Origin of the sequence: Micromonospora sp. C97 (assembly GCF_018070385.1) — a bacterium.
In the GTDB taxonomy this organism is placed as follows: Bacteria; Actinomycetota; Actinomycetes; order Mycobacteriales; family Micromonosporaceae; genus Micromonospora; species Micromonospora parva.
In genome coordinates this window covers 65,194-80,951 of the sequence record NZ_JAGPXU010000008.1, presented here as the reverse complement: position 1 = coordinate 80,951, position 15,758 = coordinate 65,194, and the positions used below count along the sequence as shown (strand labels likewise).

The window sequence follows — 15,758 nt, the reverse complement described above, 5'->3', positions numbered from 1 at the left end:
CTCAGCGACGGCCGGTACGCGCGGATCCGCTCAGCCGAGCCGCGTCCGGAAGTACTCGATGGTGCGTCGCAGGCCATCTTCGGGCGCGATCGACGGCTCGTATCCGAGCAGTTCACGAGCGAGCGTGAGGTCCGGCCGGCGCATCTCCGGGTCGTCCGAGCCCCGGGTGACATAGGTCACCTTCGAGCTGCTGTCGGAGAGCGACACGATCAACTCGGCGAGTTGTCGCATGGTCAGCTCGTGCTCGGTGCCGCAGTTGACCGGGCCCGTCTCGGTCGAGTCGAGCAGCAGCAGGATGCCGCGCACCAGGTCCTCGACGAAGCAGATGGACCGGGTCTGGTTGCCGGTGCCGTGCACGGTGATCGGCTCGCCGCGCAGCGCCTGCGAGATGAAGGTGGGGATGGCGCGGCCGTCGTCCGGGCGCATCCGCGGGCCGTACGTGTTGAAGATCCGGACGATCGCCGCGTCGAGCCCGCGGTAGCGGTGGTACGCCATCGTCGCGGCCTCGGAGAAGCGCTTGGCCTCGTCGTAGACGCTGCGGACCCCGATCGGGTTGACGTTGCCCCAGTAGGTCTCGCGCTGCGGGTGCTCCTTCGGGTCCCCGTACGCCTCGGAGGTGGAGGCCATCAGGAACCGGGCGCCGTCGGCGACCGCGCGCTCCAGCAGGTGCAGGGTGCCGACCGAGCCGACCCGGAGGATCTCCACCGGCAGCTGGGCGAAGTCGGTGGGGCTGGCCGGGGAGGCCATGTGCAGGATCGCGTCGAACCGCTCGGCCAGCGCGGGGTGGTGGGTCGGCAGACCCTCGGAGATGTCGGCCTCGACGAGGGTGAAGGTCGGCCGGTCCAGCAGGTGGGCGACGTTCTCCTTGGAGCCGGTCACGAAATTGTCCAGCGCCACCACTGTGCAACCTCGGGCGATCAGGGCGTCTACCAGGTGCGACGGGACGAAGCCCGCTCCGCCGGTGACGAGGACGCGGTGACCGGAACCAAAGCGCTCAGCAACCTTCATACCGCTCAGCCTACCGACCGTCGAATTGGTGCAGGGGGTCCCCTGTTGACGTCGTGCGTCAACAGGGGACCCCCTGTCGGGTACCGCTGTCAGTGCGCGCCAGCACCGGTGAGGGCGCGCACCTCCAGTTCGGCGTACTTGTCCTCGTCGTGTTCCTTGGAGATGACAGTGCCGATCCACCCGCAGAGGAAACCGAACGGGATGGAGAGGATGCCCGGGTTGGACAGCGGGAACCACTGCCAGTCGTGGTCCGGGAACATCGACGTCGCCGCACCGGAGACCACCGGCGAGAAGAACACCAGCAGCACCGCCGAGAGCAGCCCGCCGTAGATCGCCCACACCGCGCCGGAGGTGTTGAACCGCCGCCAGAAGAGGCTGTAGAGGATCGCCGGCAGGTTGCCCGAGGCGGCGACGGCGAAGGCCAACGCCACCAGGAACGCCACGTTGAGGTTCTGCGCGTAGATCGACAACAGGATGGACACCGCGCCGATCACCAGGGCGGAGATCCGGGCGACCCGCACCTCCTGCCGCTCCGACGCCTCACCCTTCTTCAGAACGTTGGCGTAGAAGTCGTGCGCCAGGCTGGACGACGAGGCCAGCGTCAACCCGGCGACCACCGCGAGGATGGTGGCGAAGGCGACCGCCGCGATGATCGCCAGCAGGGCTGCCCCGCCCAGTTCGCCGCCGAAGAAGTCGATGCCGAGCGCTTCGGCCAACTGCGGCGCCGCGGTGTTGCCGGCCTTGTCCTGCGCCGTGATCGCCTGGCTGCCGACCAGCGCCGCCGCACCGAAGCCGAGGGCCAGGGTGAGCAGGTAGAAGGTGCCGATGATGCCGATCGCCCAGAGCACGCTCTTGCGGGCCGCCTTGGCGGTCGGCACCGTGTAGAAGCGGATCAGGATGTGCGGCAGACCGGCGGTGCCGAGCACCAGGGCGATGCCCAGGGACAGCAGGTCAACCTTGTTGTAGAAGGTCTGCGTCGAGTTGCCGGCGACTTCCACGCCGTACCGCAGCCCGGGTTCGAGGAACGCGCTGCCCTTACCGGATGCCTCGGCCGCCTGGCCCAGCAGCGCCGACAGGTTGAAGTTGAACTTGGCCAGCACCAGGATGGTCATCAGCAGCGCACCGCCCATGAGCAGGAACGCCTTGACGATCTGCACGTAGGTGGTGCCCTTCATGCCACCCACCGTGACATAAATGATCATCAGCGCGCCGACCATGATGATGGTGGCCACCTTCGCGGTGTCCGCGTCCATGCCGAGGAAGGTCGTCCCCGGCCGGATGCCGAGCAGCAGCGCGACCAGCGCGCCGGCACCCACCATCTGGGCGAGCAGGTAGAAGATCGACACCGTGATGGTGGAGACCGCCGCCGCCGTACGCACCGGACGCTGACGCATCCGGAACGCCAGCACGTCCGCCATCGTGTACCGGCCCGAGTTCCGCAGCAGCTCCGCCACCAGCAGCAGGGCCACCAGCCAGGCGACCAGGAAGCCGATCGAGTAGAGGAAGCCGTCGTAGCCGTACAGCGCGATGATGCCGGCGATGCCGAGGAACGAGGCGGCCGACATGTAGTCGCCGCCGATCGCCATGCCGTTCTGGAAACCGGAGAAGGACCGGCCACCCGCGTAGAAGTCGGTCGCCGTCTTGGTCTGCCGGCTGGCCCAGATGGTGATGCCCAGGGTCACCGCCACGAAGACCAGGAAGAGCGTGATGGTCAGGTTGCGGGCGGTGTGGTTGCCCGCCTCCGCCGCGAGGAACGTCTCAACCGCGTGGACCGTGCTCATGGGTCACCTCCCCGATCTCGGCGCGGATCCGGTCCGCGATGGGGTCGATCTTCCGGTCCGCGTACCGGGAGTAGAGCCAGGCGATCAGGAACGTGGAGACGAACTGGAGCAGGCCGAAGACCAGCGCGACGTTGATGTTGCTGCCGAACAGCTTCGTGCCCATGAAGTCCCGGGCGTACGCGGAGAGAATGACGTAGAGCGCATACCACAGGAAGAACGCGACGGTCATCGGGAAGACGAAGCCGCGCAGCGCACGCCGCAGCCCGGCGAACTCGTCCGACCGTTGTACGGCCAGGTACTTGTCCGACTCGGAAGCAGCCGGAGCGGGTGTGTCCGTGGACATCTGTGGATCACCACCTTCACAGGCGTCAGAGGAGTTTCGCGCACCGTAAAGAGCGCACTCCCCGGCAGGGAAGGCTGAGATCGACGACGGTCGGCGAGTGCGCCGAGCGGTTGGCTGGCTGCGCCAAGTGACTCAGGTCACTGCGGTGATCGGTCGGGCCCGGACGAGACGCCCCGGTCAGGCCGGCAACTCGTGGTAGCGACCGCGGTAGTGCAGCAGCGGGACGGACTCCTCGGCCAGGTCGACGGCCTCGATCGTGGCCTCGACCAGCAGGCCCCAGCCGTACTCCCGGGCGGTGTCCAGCCGGCACCCGGCCCAGCCGCCGCCGTCCGCCGGGACCGGCCCGTACGACGTCTCGACCCAGTCGCCGGTGGCGAACAGCCCGCCCGGAGCCGGAAAGAGGCCGGCGAACCGGTCGGCGAGCTGCCGGTGCGGCGGACCGAGCGGCGTGACCGCGAACCGACCCGACTCCTCGACGGCCGCCCAGAGGTCGGACTCCGGGTCGATCAACCCGAGCAGTCGGTCCGGTTCCCCCTCGGCCACCAGGGTCGACGAGACGGTCAGCCCGGCCGGACCGGGCGCCGTCCAGAGGGTCACCGGTGCGGCGAGCCGACCACGCAGCCGGCGTACCGGCGACCGTTGCCCGGTCGGCACCGCGAACGGATCGGTGTGGTGGATCTCGGCACCCGGCTCATGATTCACGTGAAACATTGTGCCGCCCCGGCCCCGCGCCCAACCAAGGAAGCGCTCGTGCAGGTCGGCGGGTCGCCCGTGGAGCCGGGTGAGCTGAGCGCCGGCCTCCGTCATCAGGGCACCCAGGTAGACCAGCAGCCCCACCCGGTCGTGCCGGTACTCGGCGAGCAGCGCCAGCCGCGCCGGCTGGCACGGCCAGGGCGCCCCGCAGCCGCGACACCGCCAGAGCGGCCGCATCGGCAGGTGCGGCCTGCTCACCTCGGCTCTCCGGCCGTCCGGGGCGGTGGAGTCGCCCGGCTCCGGCGCGCCCCGCTCGCCGGAGGGCGATGCCCGAATGACCGTGATGCCGCTGAGTCATATTGATGCCTCAGGGACATCACGCTCGCAGTGACACACCGATCCCTGCGGCGATGCTCCGTCCGGTCGCTTGCGCCGTCTGGGGCCCGCTCCGGCTGCCGGGCTGCGGGATTCACCAGCGACCACCGTTCGCCCGCCAGGTCTGCGCCGGGGTCAGCCACCCGGCCCGGCCTGGTCGCGGCAAGGCGACCGTCGGCCCGTTCGCCCATGCGGGTGCTCGATCCGGCGGGCCTGCCGAGCGCTCCGAGCCGGTCGCGCCCGGCACGGCCGCCGGTGCCGCAACCTTCTTCTTCCGGTACGACCACCGCGCTTCGTTCCTGCCCCGGATGAATCGGAACATGGCTCATCTCCTCCCGGTCGACGAGGGCCGCCCCGATCGGGGGGATGACCGGGGCGGCCCGAACGCAGGACCCAGTCGCCGGGACGTCGCCTCCACCGGCCGGGCCGCGTGCTCTCCACCCTGGACGGAAAGGCGCGGACAGGGGAGGATGTCAGGGATTACTACGCAACGCAGTCACGTACTTACCGGAGAGGTAAGGATGAACGTCGAAATGTGGGTGCGGGCGTTGAAGGCCGCCCGAGCCGGTGCCGAGGTGTCCCAGGAAGCTCTGGCGGGCCTCACCAAGTGGAGTCCATCCACAGTGGCGGCCATCGAGACCGGCCGACGTCGACCGACAATGGAGTTCGCGGTCGCCGCCGACGAGGCCCTAGCCACCGGCGGCCTCCTCGCCGAACTGTTGCGTGCTGCCGATCGCCAGCGGCTGCCGACGTGGTTCGTTCCATGGCGCAATCATGAGGAGCAGGCGATCAGGCTCTGCGAGTTCGAGCCGTGCCTGATTCCGGGGCTCCTGCAAACCGAGGACTACGCCCGCGCGGTCATTTCCGCTGGTGGACTGAATCCCACCAAGGTGGTGGACGAGCTGGTCACGGTCCGGATGGAACGACAGCAGTTGTGGCAGCGGGCGGAGTCGCCGCAGTGCGTCTTCGTCCTCGACGAGACGGCTCTACGCCGCCCGGTCGGCGGGCCGGCGGTACTGGACGCTCAGCTCGGTCGGCTGATGGAACTCGCCGTCATGCCCAGCGTCAGGCTGCACGTCGTGCCACTCGACGCCGGTGCTCACGTCGGGCTGACCGGCGGCTTTCTGCTCGCTGAACTGCCCGACGGGGAACGGGTCACCTACGTTGAGGATGTCGCTCGTGGGCACGTCATCGACGACCCGGACGTCGTCCGTCTGATTGGTCGGAAATGGGATAGCCTGCTCGGCGAAGCACTCTCTACAAGCGCCTCGCTGGATCTGATCCGGAAGCTGAAGGTGACGCCATGACCGTTGCTCAACCCCGCTGGCGGACGTCGACCAGGTCCGGCGACACGGGCGGTGCCTGCGTCGAGGTGGCCGACAATTTGCCCGGCATCGTGCTGGTCCGGGACAGCAAGGACCGTTCCGGCCCGATCCTCGCCTTCGCCCCGGGTGCCTGGCGCGGCTTCGTCGCCGACGCCGCCCAAACCCCGGGCCGCCGCGCCGGTTAACGGCGCGGGGTGACGGTGGCGAGCAGTTCCGGCATCCGGCGGTCCAGCACGTCGCCGGCCAGGTACGCGCCCAGCAGCGCCGCGCCGAGCCCGTAACCGGCGCCGACCGGCAGGGCCAGCCAGAGCCAGGCGTCACCGAGCAGCGCGGCGGCCACCACCATCGGCACCGCGGCGACCGCCGAGGCGAGCATGGCCAGCAGAGTGAGCAGCCCCTTCGTCAGGCCCGCGCCGCTGTTCATCGCGAACGGGTTGCTCGTCTCCGGCAGCGAGTACGCCCCGAGCACCGAGACCAGGCAGTTCACCGCCAGCCCGACGCCGTAGGTGGCGACCAGGGCACCGGCGGTCAGCCCGATCCAACCCGGTTCACCGAGCAGCAACGACAGCACCACCGCGACGACCGTCAACATCGGCAGGACGTACAGCGAGAAGGCCGTGATCCGGGCTCGCAGCTCGACCCGGCCGGGCACCCCGGCCACCACGTTCGCGGCGTACGCGCTGCCGTCGAAACCGAACTGGTTGGCCAGGGTGACGGCCGCGAGCACCCCCACGAAGACCATCGAGATGGTCACCACGACCGGTGAGCTGTCACTGGCAGCCGCGGTGAAGCCCTCGTCGCCGACGGCCGCGAAGTCCCCGCCGGTAACGTTGATCATCACTGGCACGAAGATGCCGACCACCGCGATGGTGATCAGGTTGGCCCGGCGGCGAGCGTCCCGCCACCAGTAACGGGCCTCCCGGGCGACCAGGGCACCGAACCGGTCCCGGCGGGCCCAGCCGGCGACCCGGGGAAACAGCTGGGCGACCGCGCCACCGTCGACCCCTCGTCGTGCCGGGGCCTTACCGGCGCTCGCCGCACCCACCATCGCCGACTCCAGCGAACGGGACCACCAGGCCAGCAGGGCGACGAGCGCCACCACCGTGATCAGCAACTTGACCGGTGCCGCCCACACCCGCCCCTGGGCCACGTCGATGCCGGCGGTCCACGGCGCGCCCAGCGGCGTCCAACCGATCACCGTCGCCACACCTGCCAGCCGATCCCAGTCCGCCTCACGCAGCGCGGCGAGGCCGAAGATCTGCAACGGGCCGAGCAACGCGGCGACCACCGCCAACAGCACGGCCGCCAGGTCGCGGACCCGTCGGGACCGCAGCATGGTGGCGAAGGCGCTGGTCACCGCCCGGCTGGCGGCCACACAGAGCAGCAAACCGGCGAGCACCCCCACGGCGGCGACCACCCCCGCCGACCAGCCACCCAGCGACCAGGCGGTCAACACCAGCCCGGACGCCGCGACCAGCACCGCCACCACCGGGACGCTGATCAGGGCCGCCACGAACAGGCCGGTCACCAACGTGCGCCGGGGCAGTGGCAGCAGCGCGAACCGGGCCGGGTCGAGTGTCTCGTCCACGCCGAAGAAGACGAGTGGCAGCAGCAGCCAACCGAGCACCAGCAGCCCGCCGCCGGCCGCCGCGACCAGCACCGCGTACCGGCCGTTGTCGGTCAGGCCGGGCGCGGCGAAGAGGAAGAAGCCGCTGGCGGCGAACCAGAGCCCGAGCAACGCGCCGCCGATGAACATGGCGATCCGCCAGCCCTGGCCCCGAAAGTTGTTGGCCATCACCCGCAGCTTCAGTCGCACGAAGTGGCGGGCGGAGACCGGCCGTGCCGGCGCGGCGGGGGTGGCGTCAGCGCTCACCGGGAGAGCCACGACAACTCCTCGCCGGTCGCGGTGCGCCCGCCGACCACCTCGACGAAGACCTGCTCCAACGAGCGGTCGCCACGGACCTCGTCGATCGTCCCGACCCGCTTGATGGTGCCGCTGGCGAGGATCGCCACGTGCGAGCAGAGCCGCTCGACGACCTCCATCACGTGACTGGAGAACACGACAGTGCCGCCACCGGCCGCGTAGCGGGTGAGGATGTCCCGGATCAGCGCCGCGGAGACCGGGTCGACCGCCTCGAACGGCTCGTCCAACACCAGCACCCGGGGGCCGTGCAGCAGCGCGCAGGCCAGGCCGATCTTCTTCTTCATGCCCGCCGAGTAGTCCACCACCAGGGTCCGACCGGCGTCGCCGAGCGCCAGCACGTCCAGCAGCTCGGCTGCCCGCTGGTCGACAACCGCCGGGTCCATCCCCCGCAACAAGCCGTTGTACGCCAGCAGCTCCGCCCCGGTCAGCCGGTCGAACAGCCGGACCCCGTCGGGCATCACGCCGAGCAACCGCTTGGCGGTCACCGGGTCCTGCCAGACGTCGTGGCCGAGCACCCAGGCCGAGCCGGCATCCGGACGCAGCAGCCCGACCGCCATCGACAGGGTGGTGGTCTTGCCGGCGCCGTTCGGGCCGAGCAGGCCGTAGAAGGAGCCGGCGGGGACGTCCAGGTCGACGCCGGCCACCGCGATCGTGCCGTCGAACCGCTTGGCCAGGCCACGCAGTGCGAGCGCGGGGTGCTCAACAGTCATGCGCCGACGTTATCCGCCCATCGCCAGTCACGCCCTCCGCCGCCGGCCGGACCCGCGATCCTCCCTGAGGCGGACCACATCGCGATCTTGCGTTTCCTGTCCCGACACAAGGCACATAACCACCTTTATCAACAACCGGAAGTGCAAGATCGGCGCGGTCCTGGCGCTTACTGCATACGGAGGGCTTCGGGGGTGTGCAGGCGGAGCATGGTGGCGGCGATGTCGGCCGGGGCCCGCCTGCGGGTCGCCATCGACACGGCGACCATCACGGTGAAGGCCAGTGGCACCGTCCAGGCGGCCGGCTGCGCGATCAGCGTGGCCGGCCAACCGGACAGCGGCGGGCCGAGGACGGTGACCAGCACCGCGCCGATCGCCGCGCCGCCGCCGACCACCACACCCGCGGCGGCGCCCACGTCGGTCAGCCCGCGCCACCAGATGCCGAGCACCAGCAGCGGGCAGAAGCTCGACGCGGCGACCGCGAAGGCCAGCCCGACGACCTGCGACACGTCCAGCCCGGAGACGTGCAGTGCCAGCACCGCCGGCACACCACCGGCGATGACGGTGGCGAGCCGGAAACCGCGTACCGAGCCCCGACCGAGCACGTCCGTCGAGATCACCCCGGCGACGCTGGTCAGCAGCCCGGACGAGGTGGAGAGGAACGCCGCGAACGCGCCCGCGGCGACCAGCGCGGCGAGCAGCCGCCCGACCAGCCCGTCACCCAGGGCCGCGCCGGGTAGCAGCACCACCACCGCGTCGGTCTGGCCGCTGAGCAGCAGTTGCGGGGTGTAGATCCGGCCGAGGACCCCGTACAGGGTGGGCAGCAGGTAGAAGACGCCGACCAGGGCCAGCACGACCAGGGTGGTCCGGCGGGCCGCCGCGCCGTCCGGGTTGGTGTAGAAGCGCACCAGCACGTGCGGCAGGCCCATGGTGCCCAGGAAGGTGGCCAGGATCAGCGAGTACGTGGCGAACAGGCCCCGGTCGTCGGCACCGGCGGCGCTGGGCAGCAACCAGTCGTTGGCGTCGGTGGCCGCCCCGGACACCGCCGGCACCGGGTCACCGGCGGCGAAGGTCAGCTCGTCGCCGGGGCGTACCTCCCGGATGTCGCCGTCGGGCAGGGTGAGGGTCGCCCGGTGCTCGACCACGACGGTGGTCGCGGCCCGGAACGTCGGCCCGTCGGGTGGGGTCACCGCCGGCCGCCCGTCGGCCTGCCACTGGAGCGCCAGGAAGATCACCGGTACGGCGAGTGCGGTCAGCTTGAGCCAGTACTGGAACGCCTGCACGAAGGTGATCGCGCGCATCCCGCCCAGCGCCACGTTCGCGGTGACCACGGCGGCAACCAGCAGGGCTCCGAGGGGGTACGGGGAGCCGGCCACCGTGGCCAGGGTCAGCCCGGCGCCCTGGAGCTGCGGCACCAGGTACAGCCAACCGATGAAGATCACGAAGGCGGTGGCCAGGATGCGGAGTCGACGTGAGCCCAGCCGCAGCTCGCAGAAGTCGGGCAGGGTGAACGCGCCGGAGCGGCGCAGCGGCGCGGCCACGAACAGCAGCAGAGCCAGATAGCCGGCGGCGAACCCGACCGGGTACCAGAGCACGTCCACGCCGTACTTGAGGACCAGCCCGGCGATGCCCAGGAAGCTCGCCGCCGACAGGTACTCCCCGCCGATGGCGGCGGCGTTCCACGTCGGACTGATCGCCCGGGACGCCACCAGGAAGTCGGACGTGGTCCGGGCCAACCGCAGCCCGTAGAAGCCGATCCCGACGGTGACCAGGGTGACCGCGACGATGGCCGGGACCACGAAGTCGTTGCCCACTCAGCGCTCCGGCCGTTGCACCAGGTCGGTGAAGTCCTGCTCGTTGCGTTCGGCCAGCCGCACATACGCCCAGCCCACGGCGATCAGGAACGGGAAGGAGGCCACCCCGAGCAGCAGCCAGGGCAGGTTGACGCCGGCCACGGTGGTCCGGCCGAGCGAGGGCGCGATCGCGAACAGCCAGGGCAGCCCGCCCAACCCGATGGCCACCACCAGGGACAGCCGCAGCGCCAACGCGAGTTGGGCCCGGACCAGGCCGCGGACCAGCGCCTCGCCGACCTGGGTCTGCTGGGCCAGTTCGGTGCGGGTCCGCTCGGCGCGGGTGTCCTGCCGGGTGATCTCGGCCAGCACGATCCGGGACCGCCGGGGCGGCGGCACCGCAGCGCCTGACCCCACGTCCGGGAGTTGCTTGGCCACCCCGGCAGTCTCGCCGGCCGTACGCGATTGTCAAGCAGTGCGGTGTGCACATCGGTAAGTGGCGTTGTGCATAACCTGTGGAGAACCGCTCACGCCTGTGGATAACTCGGGGATCACCCCGGCTGGCGTGTGGGAACTCCCGAGGCTCGTTGTGGACAACCGACTGAGCTGTCAGGGTGGTCCGGTAGAGAGGAGGTGTGACGGTGACCAACCCTGCCCGGCCCGGCTGGGGCGACGCCTGGACGGTGGACGACCTCCAGAGCCTCCCCGAGGACGACCAGGTCTACGAGATCTTCGACGGGAGCCTGCTCGTGTCCCCCCATGCGGACGTCTTCCATGGCGCGGTCGCCAACCGCCTCCGCCGTGCCCTCGACCGGCAGGCCCCCGCCGGTGTGCTCGTCGGTCAGGACATCGGGGTCAGCGCGAAACGCTCGTCGTACTTCGTGCCTGATCTCTTCGTCGCCACGGAGAGCGCACTGGACAGCGGCGGCGCCGCGCTCGACCCGGCCGACGTGCTCCTCGTCGTCGAGGTGATCTCGCCAAGTAACGCCGGCCGCGACCTGGTCCTCAAACGTCACGAGTACGCGGCCGTCGGCATTCCGCTCTACTGGTTGGTGGAGCCCCGCAAGCAGACCCTGACCGTGCTGGTGAACGGCGCGGGCGGCTACCGCGAGCAGGTCGTTCTGCCGGTCGGCGAGGTCTACCGCGCCGACCGGCCGTTCCCTCTCGCCCTGCCGCTGGCCGACATCTTCTGACCCGTCACCGGAAGCCGCCGGCCCCCGTCGACGGTCAGTCCAGGCCGATGCGCTCCGGCCGGGCCGAGGCGGAGCCGAGCCAGGTGTGCGGGTTGCCGTACCAGCACCAGCCCAGCTTGGGCGCGCCCTGGCTGATCCAGAGCGCCGGCACCCGCTTGTCGCCGCAGCGGGAGCCGACCAGCGAGAAGCACCTGTTGCTCGCCAACGCGGCCGGGTGCAGCGTGATGAAGGCGAGCCCCTCGTCGATGCTCAGCGGCAGTCGACCCTGGGCGGTGATCCCCTCCATGGCCGTGGCAGGTGCCAGGTTGCGGAACTCCTCGCCCCGGTCGACGTCGAAGAGCAGGTACGCCGGCCCGGCCGGCACCTCCAACTCCTTGATCGGGTCGAAGCGGGGCAGGTCGTCCTCGGCGTAGTTGCGGTCGACGACGCCAGGCTTGCGCTTGCCGGCCACTGTGGTCAGCGCCACCCGTTCCGGCACCCCGATCAGATCCCGGGTGATGACCAGCACGAACGGCACCCGGGCGTCGGTGGGGGCGGGCAGCCCGGCGGTGCCCTCGACCGCCCTGGCCCGCAGTGGCGCGACCAGGTCGCGGAAGGCGTTCTCGGTCAGCCCGGCGAGGGCGGGATAGCCGATTTGCACCAGTCGGTCGAGTTGGTTGTCGAACTCGGATTCGGCGTTGAACGGGGTCTCGGTCACGCAGGCCTCCCGGAAGTCGTACGACCTATCGTACAACGTACGGCACGCCGCTTCTCATTCCCGGCTCAGCGACTCCAGTCCTGTTTCGCAGCCCTGACCAGCTTGTCCTTCAACTCCCTGGTGTGCCGCCGGCTCACCGGCAGCTCGGTGGAGTCGATCACCACCACGTAGCCGGAGTTGACCAGCCGCAACTCCGCGATCAACTTCAACTGCACCAGGTACGACCGGTGCACCCGAACAAAACCGGCATCCGCCCAGCGCTCCGCGAGCGTGGCCAGTGAGACCCGCACCAGGTGCGACCCCTCCGCGGTGTGCAAGCGGGCGTAGTCGCCCTGCGCCTCCACCCACCGCACCGCCGAGCGGGGCAGCATCCGGGTGGTGCCGGCCAACTCGATGGGGATGGTCGGGTCCTCCTCCGCTCGGGCCAACGCCGCCGGATGCGACGGCACCACCCGCGAGCCGATCACCCGGCGCAACGACTCGGCCAGCCGATCGGCGCGAACCGGTTTCCGCACGTAGTCGGTGGCGCCCAGATCGAAGGCGTCCACAGCGCCGTCGTCGTACGCGGTGACGAACACGATCGCCGGTGGGCGGGCGAAGCGGCGCAGCACCCGGGCCAGTTCCATGCCGTCCAGGCCGGGCATCCGGATGTCCAGGAAGACCACGTCCACGTCGGCGTCGCGCAACAACCGCAACGCCTCGGTGGCGTCGGAGGCCGTGTGCAGCCGGGCCACCCGGGGATCGGCCCGCAGGTGGTACGCCAACTCGTCGAGCGCGGGCGGTTCGTCGTCGACGGCGAGGACGCGCAGGAAACCGGACGCGTTCACCACACCCGTCCCGGCTCGCTCGCTCACGAGCCGGCCCGCACGCCGGGGTGGAACTTCGGCACCCGCATGCTCACCTTCGTACCCGAACCCAGCCCGGTCTCCACGACCAGACCGAACCGGTCACCGAAGACCGAGCGCAACCGCTCGTCGACGTTGGAGAGGCCGACGTGCTGGCTCGTGTCGTCACCCGGGTCGCCGATGCCGCGAGCCAGCTCGGCGATGCCGGCGGTCAGCGTGGTCGGATCCATTCCCACTCCGTCGTCCTCCACCGTGATGTGACATTCGGCCCCCGCGTCCCGGGCCTCGATGCTCACCATGCCCGTGCCCGGCTTACGGGACAACCCGTGGCGAACGGCGTTCTCCACCAACGGTTGGAGGCAGAGGAACGGCAGCGTCACCGGCAGCACCTCCGGGGCGATCTGCAACCGCACCTGCAACCGGTCGCCGAACCGGGCCCGCTCGATGGTCAGGTACCGGTCGATCGACCGCAGCTCCTCGGCCAGCGTGGTGAACTCCCCGTGCGCCCGGAACGAGTACCTGGTGAACTCCGCGAACTCCAGGATCAGCTCCCGGGCCCGCTCCGGGTCGGTGCGCACGAACGAGCCGATCGCGGTCAGCGCGTTGTAGATGAAGTGCGGGCTGATCTGCGCCCGCAACGCCCGGATCTCGGCGCGGGCCAGCCGCTCCCGCGACGAGTCCAACTCGGCCAGGGCGAGCTGGTTGCCGGCCCAGTGCGCCGTCTCCAGGGTGGCCTGCACCAACCCCGGAGGCGGTGGGCTGTCCGCGACCGCCACGAGCGCGCCCACCACCCGGCCGTCCGCCCCCAGCAACGGTGCGACCACCGCCCCCCGGATCGGGCAGTCGACCCGGTCGCAGTGCAGATCCTGCTCACCCAGCACCGTCGAACGGCCGGTGTCCACCGTCCGCCGGGCCGCCGCGAGCAGTTGCTCCCCGTGGTGCGTGCCGCGCCCGTCGAGAGCCAGCAACCGGTCGGCGTCGGTGAGTGCCAGACCGGCCGCGCCCACCAGAGCCCGCAGATGACGTACGGCCTTCGTCGCGCCCGCCTCGCTCAGCCCCGCGCGCAGTGGCTCGGCGGCCAGACCGGCGGTGTGCAGCACCTCGTAGGTGGCCCGCTGGGTGGCGGTGGCGATGCCCCGGCGGGCCCGCAGCCGCAGCACCGCCAACAGGGCCGCGGTCAGCGCGGTGACGAGCGAGACGACGCCGACCACGGCGGAGAGGTTGGCAGCCACGCAGCGATCCTCGCCCCTGCGGGCCGGCGCGCCAAGCCTCTAGTACGCGCCCTTGCGGGCGAGCACCACCCCGACCGTGCGCCACAGGATGCTCAGGTCGTACGCGAGCGACCAGTTGTCGACGTAGTAGAGGTCCAGTCGGACCGACTCGTCCCAGGACAGATCGGAGCGGCCGGAGACCTGCCACAGCCCGGTCATGCCGGGGCGGACCAGCAGGCGGCGGCGCACGTCACCCAGGAAGTCGCCGTCGTCGGCGGGCAGCGGGCGGGGCCCGACCAGCGACATCTCGCCCCAGAGCACGTTGATCAGCTGGGGCAGCTCGTCCAGCGAGGTGGCCCGCAGGAAGCGGCCCACCGGGAAGACCCGTGGGTCCTCCTTCATCTTGAACAGCATGCCGTCGGTGTCGTTCCGGTCGACCAGGCTGGCCAGCCGCTCCTCGGCGTTGACGTACATGGTCCGGAACTTCCACACCCGGAACGTGCGCCCCTCGTGCCCCACCCGAGGCTGCCGGAAGAAGACCGGCCCGGGGTCGGAGATCCGAATCGCCACGCCGATGGCCAGGAAGAGCGGGATCAGCAGCAGCAGACCGAGGCCGGCGGCGACCCGGTCCAGCAGGTTCTTGGCCAGCAGCGCCGGCCCGGAAAGGGTCGGCTCCTCGACGTGCAGCAGCGGCAGACCCTCGATCGGCCGGATGTGCACCCGGGGGCCGGCGATGTCGGTGAGCTGCGGGGCGACCACCAGGTCGACGCCGGAACCCTCCAGCTGCCAGGCCAGCCGCCGCAGCTCACCCGGCTCGGCGCTGGCCGACCCGCAGACGGCGATGGTGTCCCCGCCGACCTCACGGACCAGGGCCAGCACGTCTCGGCCGGAGTAGACCGGCACCGGGGTCGGCATCCCCCGGGCCGCCGCGTACCCGTTGGTGATGTGGATGGCGACGGGCATCAGCCCGGCGGACGGGCTGCGGGTGACCGCCGCGTAGACCTCCAGGCACTCCGGCAGGGTGCCGACCAGCACCATCCGGTGCGCGGCCTGGCCGGCCTGCCGGCGGATGTAGTGCAGGGCCCAGCGGGCCACGAACCGGCCCCAGAGGATCAGCAGCGCCGCACCGACCAGCGCGGTGCCCACGGTGAACCGGGAGAGCTGGGTCACTGTGGCGAAGGCGAGGAAGGAGACGCTCGCGGCCACCGTCACCGACGCCCGGATGACCCGCTTGTACTCGTCGGGCCCGAGCCCCAGATAGCGCCGGTCGTACGCCCGGTTGCCCCAGAGGATGACGACCCAGCCGAGCGGGAGCAGGAGGTAGGAGATGGTGTGGAACCAGGTCGGGTCCTGCTTGGTGCCGGAGAACCCGGAGGCGGCCTGGTCGAAGAGCTGGATGGCGATCCAGCTGGCGAACGCCGCCGCGCCGAAGTCGAGCAGCACCAGGATGGCCGTGTAGGGGCGGTGCCAGCGGGAGACACGACGTCGCGCCCTGGCCCACGCCGACCGGGGTACACCGTTGTGCGTAGTCGGCGTCGGCGGCTGGATCTCGAAGCTGTCGACGTGCCGCACGAGTCTGCTCCGGCCTTCGTTGGATACCGGGCGCTGGAGGCTTGCCGTCACCTCACCCATGTCCTCCCGCATGACACGGGCCGCTCACTCGGCGTGAAGGCCCGGGTCGCCCACCGTCCCAGTCTCCCACGCGAGCCCGACCGGTTGCCGCCCCGAAGGAGATTGGCGACCGATGGTTACGGTGGGATCTGGCCGGCTCCACACCATTTCAGAAGCCGGGGACCGGGCCACTATACCGATGGATACCCGAACGGCGGGACCGGCGGACCGGAGCTTCGGCACAGTGAGGGCGAT

General features: G+C 70.7%; 15 protein-coding genes. 3 read left to right on the top strand and 12 right to left on the bottom strand.

The genetic code is table 11. The annotated features are described in order from the left end of the window. Nucleotides 1-30: 30 nt before the first annotated feature. The 4 genes from KBX26_RS13910 to KBX26_RS13895 all read right to left on the bottom strand — a co-directional run bounded on the left by KBX26_RS13910 (nucleotide 31) and on the right by KBX26_RS13895 (nucleotide 4,062). On the bottom strand, nucleotides 31-1,008 hold the full coding sequence (locus KBX26_RS13910) for an NAD-dependent epimerase/dehydratase family protein (RefSeq protein ID WP_030331686.1): 978 nt from the start codon (nucleotides 1,006-1,008) through the stop codon (nucleotides 31-33). 89 nt (nucleotides 1,009-1,097) lie between these two features. After that, complete coding sequence (locus KBX26_RS13905; protein ID WP_030331684.1) at nucleotides 1,098-2,789, bottom strand: cation acetate symporter; 1,692 nt, start codon at nucleotides 2,787-2,789, stop codon at nucleotides 1,098-1,100. Beyond that, nucleotides 2,767-3,132 (bottom strand): DUF485 domain-containing protein, encoded by a 366-nt coding sequence (locus KBX26_RS13900; protein WP_030331682.1) that lies wholly within the window; start codon nucleotides 3,130-3,132, stop codon nucleotides 2,767-2,769. Before KBX26_RS13900 ends, KBX26_RS13905 begins: the two co-directional genes overlap by 23 nt. Before the next feature lie 177 nt (nucleotides 3,133-3,309). Then, nucleotides 3,310-4,062, bottom strand: a complete 753-nt coding sequence (locus KBX26_RS13895) for a flavin reductase family protein (RefSeq protein ID WP_210865623.1) — start codon at nucleotides 4,060-4,062, stop codon at nucleotides 3,310-3,312. Nucleotides 4,063-4,721: 659 nt separating this feature from the next. Here KBX26_RS13895 and KBX26_RS13890 point away from each other — a divergent pair. Both KBX26_RS13890 and KBX26_RS13885 read left to right on the top strand, forming a co-directional pair. Further along, nucleotides 4,722-5,507 (top strand): helix-turn-helix transcriptional regulator, encoded by a 786-nt coding sequence (locus KBX26_RS13890; protein WP_210859166.1) that lies wholly within the window; start codon nucleotides 4,722-4,724, stop codon nucleotides 5,505-5,507. Then, nucleotides 5,504-5,710 (top strand): DUF397 domain-containing protein, encoded by a 207-nt coding sequence (locus KBX26_RS13885; RefSeq protein ID WP_030331677.1) that lies wholly within the window; start codon nucleotides 5,504-5,506, stop codon nucleotides 5,708-5,710. The genes KBX26_RS13890 and KBX26_RS13885 overlap by 4 nt, the downstream gene beginning before the upstream one ends. Here KBX26_RS13885 and KBX26_RS13880 read toward each other — a convergent pair. From KBX26_RS13880 to KBX26_RS13865, 4 genes are all read right to left on the bottom strand, one after another. Continuing rightward, nucleotides 5,707-7,398, bottom strand: coding sequence for an ABC transporter permease (locus tag KBX26_RS13880; protein WP_210865622.1), 1,692 nt, complete (start codon nucleotides 7,396-7,398; stop codon nucleotides 5,707-5,709). The two genes, KBX26_RS13885 and KBX26_RS13880, sit on opposite strands and share 4 nt — an antisense overlap. Continuing rightward, nucleotides 7,395-8,159: an ABC transporter ATP-binding protein gene (locus KBX26_RS13875; RefSeq protein ID WP_030331674.1), complete on the bottom strand. Its 765-nt coding sequence runs from the start codon at nucleotides 8,157-8,159 to the stop codon at nucleotides 7,395-7,397. The genes KBX26_RS13880 and KBX26_RS13875 overlap by 4 nt, the downstream gene beginning before the upstream one ends. Before the next feature lie 167 nt (nucleotides 8,160-8,326). Next, nucleotides 8,327-9,970, bottom strand: a complete 1,644-nt coding sequence (locus KBX26_RS13870) for a cation acetate symporter (protein ID WP_030331672.1) — start codon at nucleotides 9,968-9,970, stop codon at nucleotides 8,327-8,329. Further along, a complete protein-coding gene (locus tag KBX26_RS13865; RefSeq protein ID WP_245233621.1) occupies nucleotides 9,971-10,384 on the bottom strand; it encodes a hypothetical protein in 414 nt (137 codons plus the stop codon). A gap of 203 nt (nucleotides 10,385-10,587) precedes the next feature. Here KBX26_RS13865 and KBX26_RS13860 point away from each other — a divergent pair, with 203 nt between their 5' ends. Then, nucleotides 10,588-11,139 carry a Uma2 family endonuclease gene (locus tag KBX26_RS13860; RefSeq protein ID WP_210865580.1) on the top strand — a complete coding sequence of 184 codons (552 nt, stop codon included), beginning with the start codon at nucleotides 10,588-10,590 and terminating at the stop codon, nucleotides 11,137-11,139. Between the two features lie 34 nt (nucleotides 11,140-11,173). Here the strand turns inward: KBX26_RS13860 and KBX26_RS13855 are convergent, their stop codons facing one another. From KBX26_RS13855 to KBX26_RS13840, 4 genes are all read right to left on the bottom strand, one after another. Next, the gene (locus KBX26_RS13855; RefSeq protein WP_210865579.1) at nucleotides 11,174-11,836 is read right to left on the bottom strand and encodes a DUF5701 family protein; all 663 of its coding nucleotides are present in this window, start codon (nucleotides 11,834-11,836) and stop codon (nucleotides 11,174-11,176) included. 65 nt (nucleotides 11,837-11,901) lie between these two features. Next, the gene (locus KBX26_RS13850) at nucleotides 11,902-12,663 is read right to left on the bottom strand and encodes a LytTR family DNA-binding domain-containing protein (RefSeq protein ID WP_030331664.1); all 762 of its coding nucleotides are present in this window, start codon (nucleotides 12,661-12,663) and stop codon (nucleotides 11,902-11,904) included. A gap of 23 nt (nucleotides 12,664-12,686) precedes the next feature. Continuing rightward, nucleotides 12,687-13,913 carry a sensor histidine kinase gene (locus KBX26_RS13845; RefSeq protein ID WP_210865578.1) on the bottom strand — a complete coding sequence of 409 codons (1,227 nt, stop codon included), beginning with the start codon at nucleotides 13,911-13,913 and terminating at the stop codon, nucleotides 12,687-12,689. 39 nt (nucleotides 13,914-13,952) lie between these two features. Next, nucleotides 13,953-15,524 carry a sugar transferase gene (locus tag KBX26_RS13840; RefSeq protein WP_030331660.1) on the bottom strand — a complete coding sequence of 524 codons (1,572 nt, stop codon included), beginning with the start codon at nucleotides 15,522-15,524 and terminating at the stop codon, nucleotides 13,953-13,955. Nucleotides 15,525-15,758: the final 234 nt, after the last annotated feature.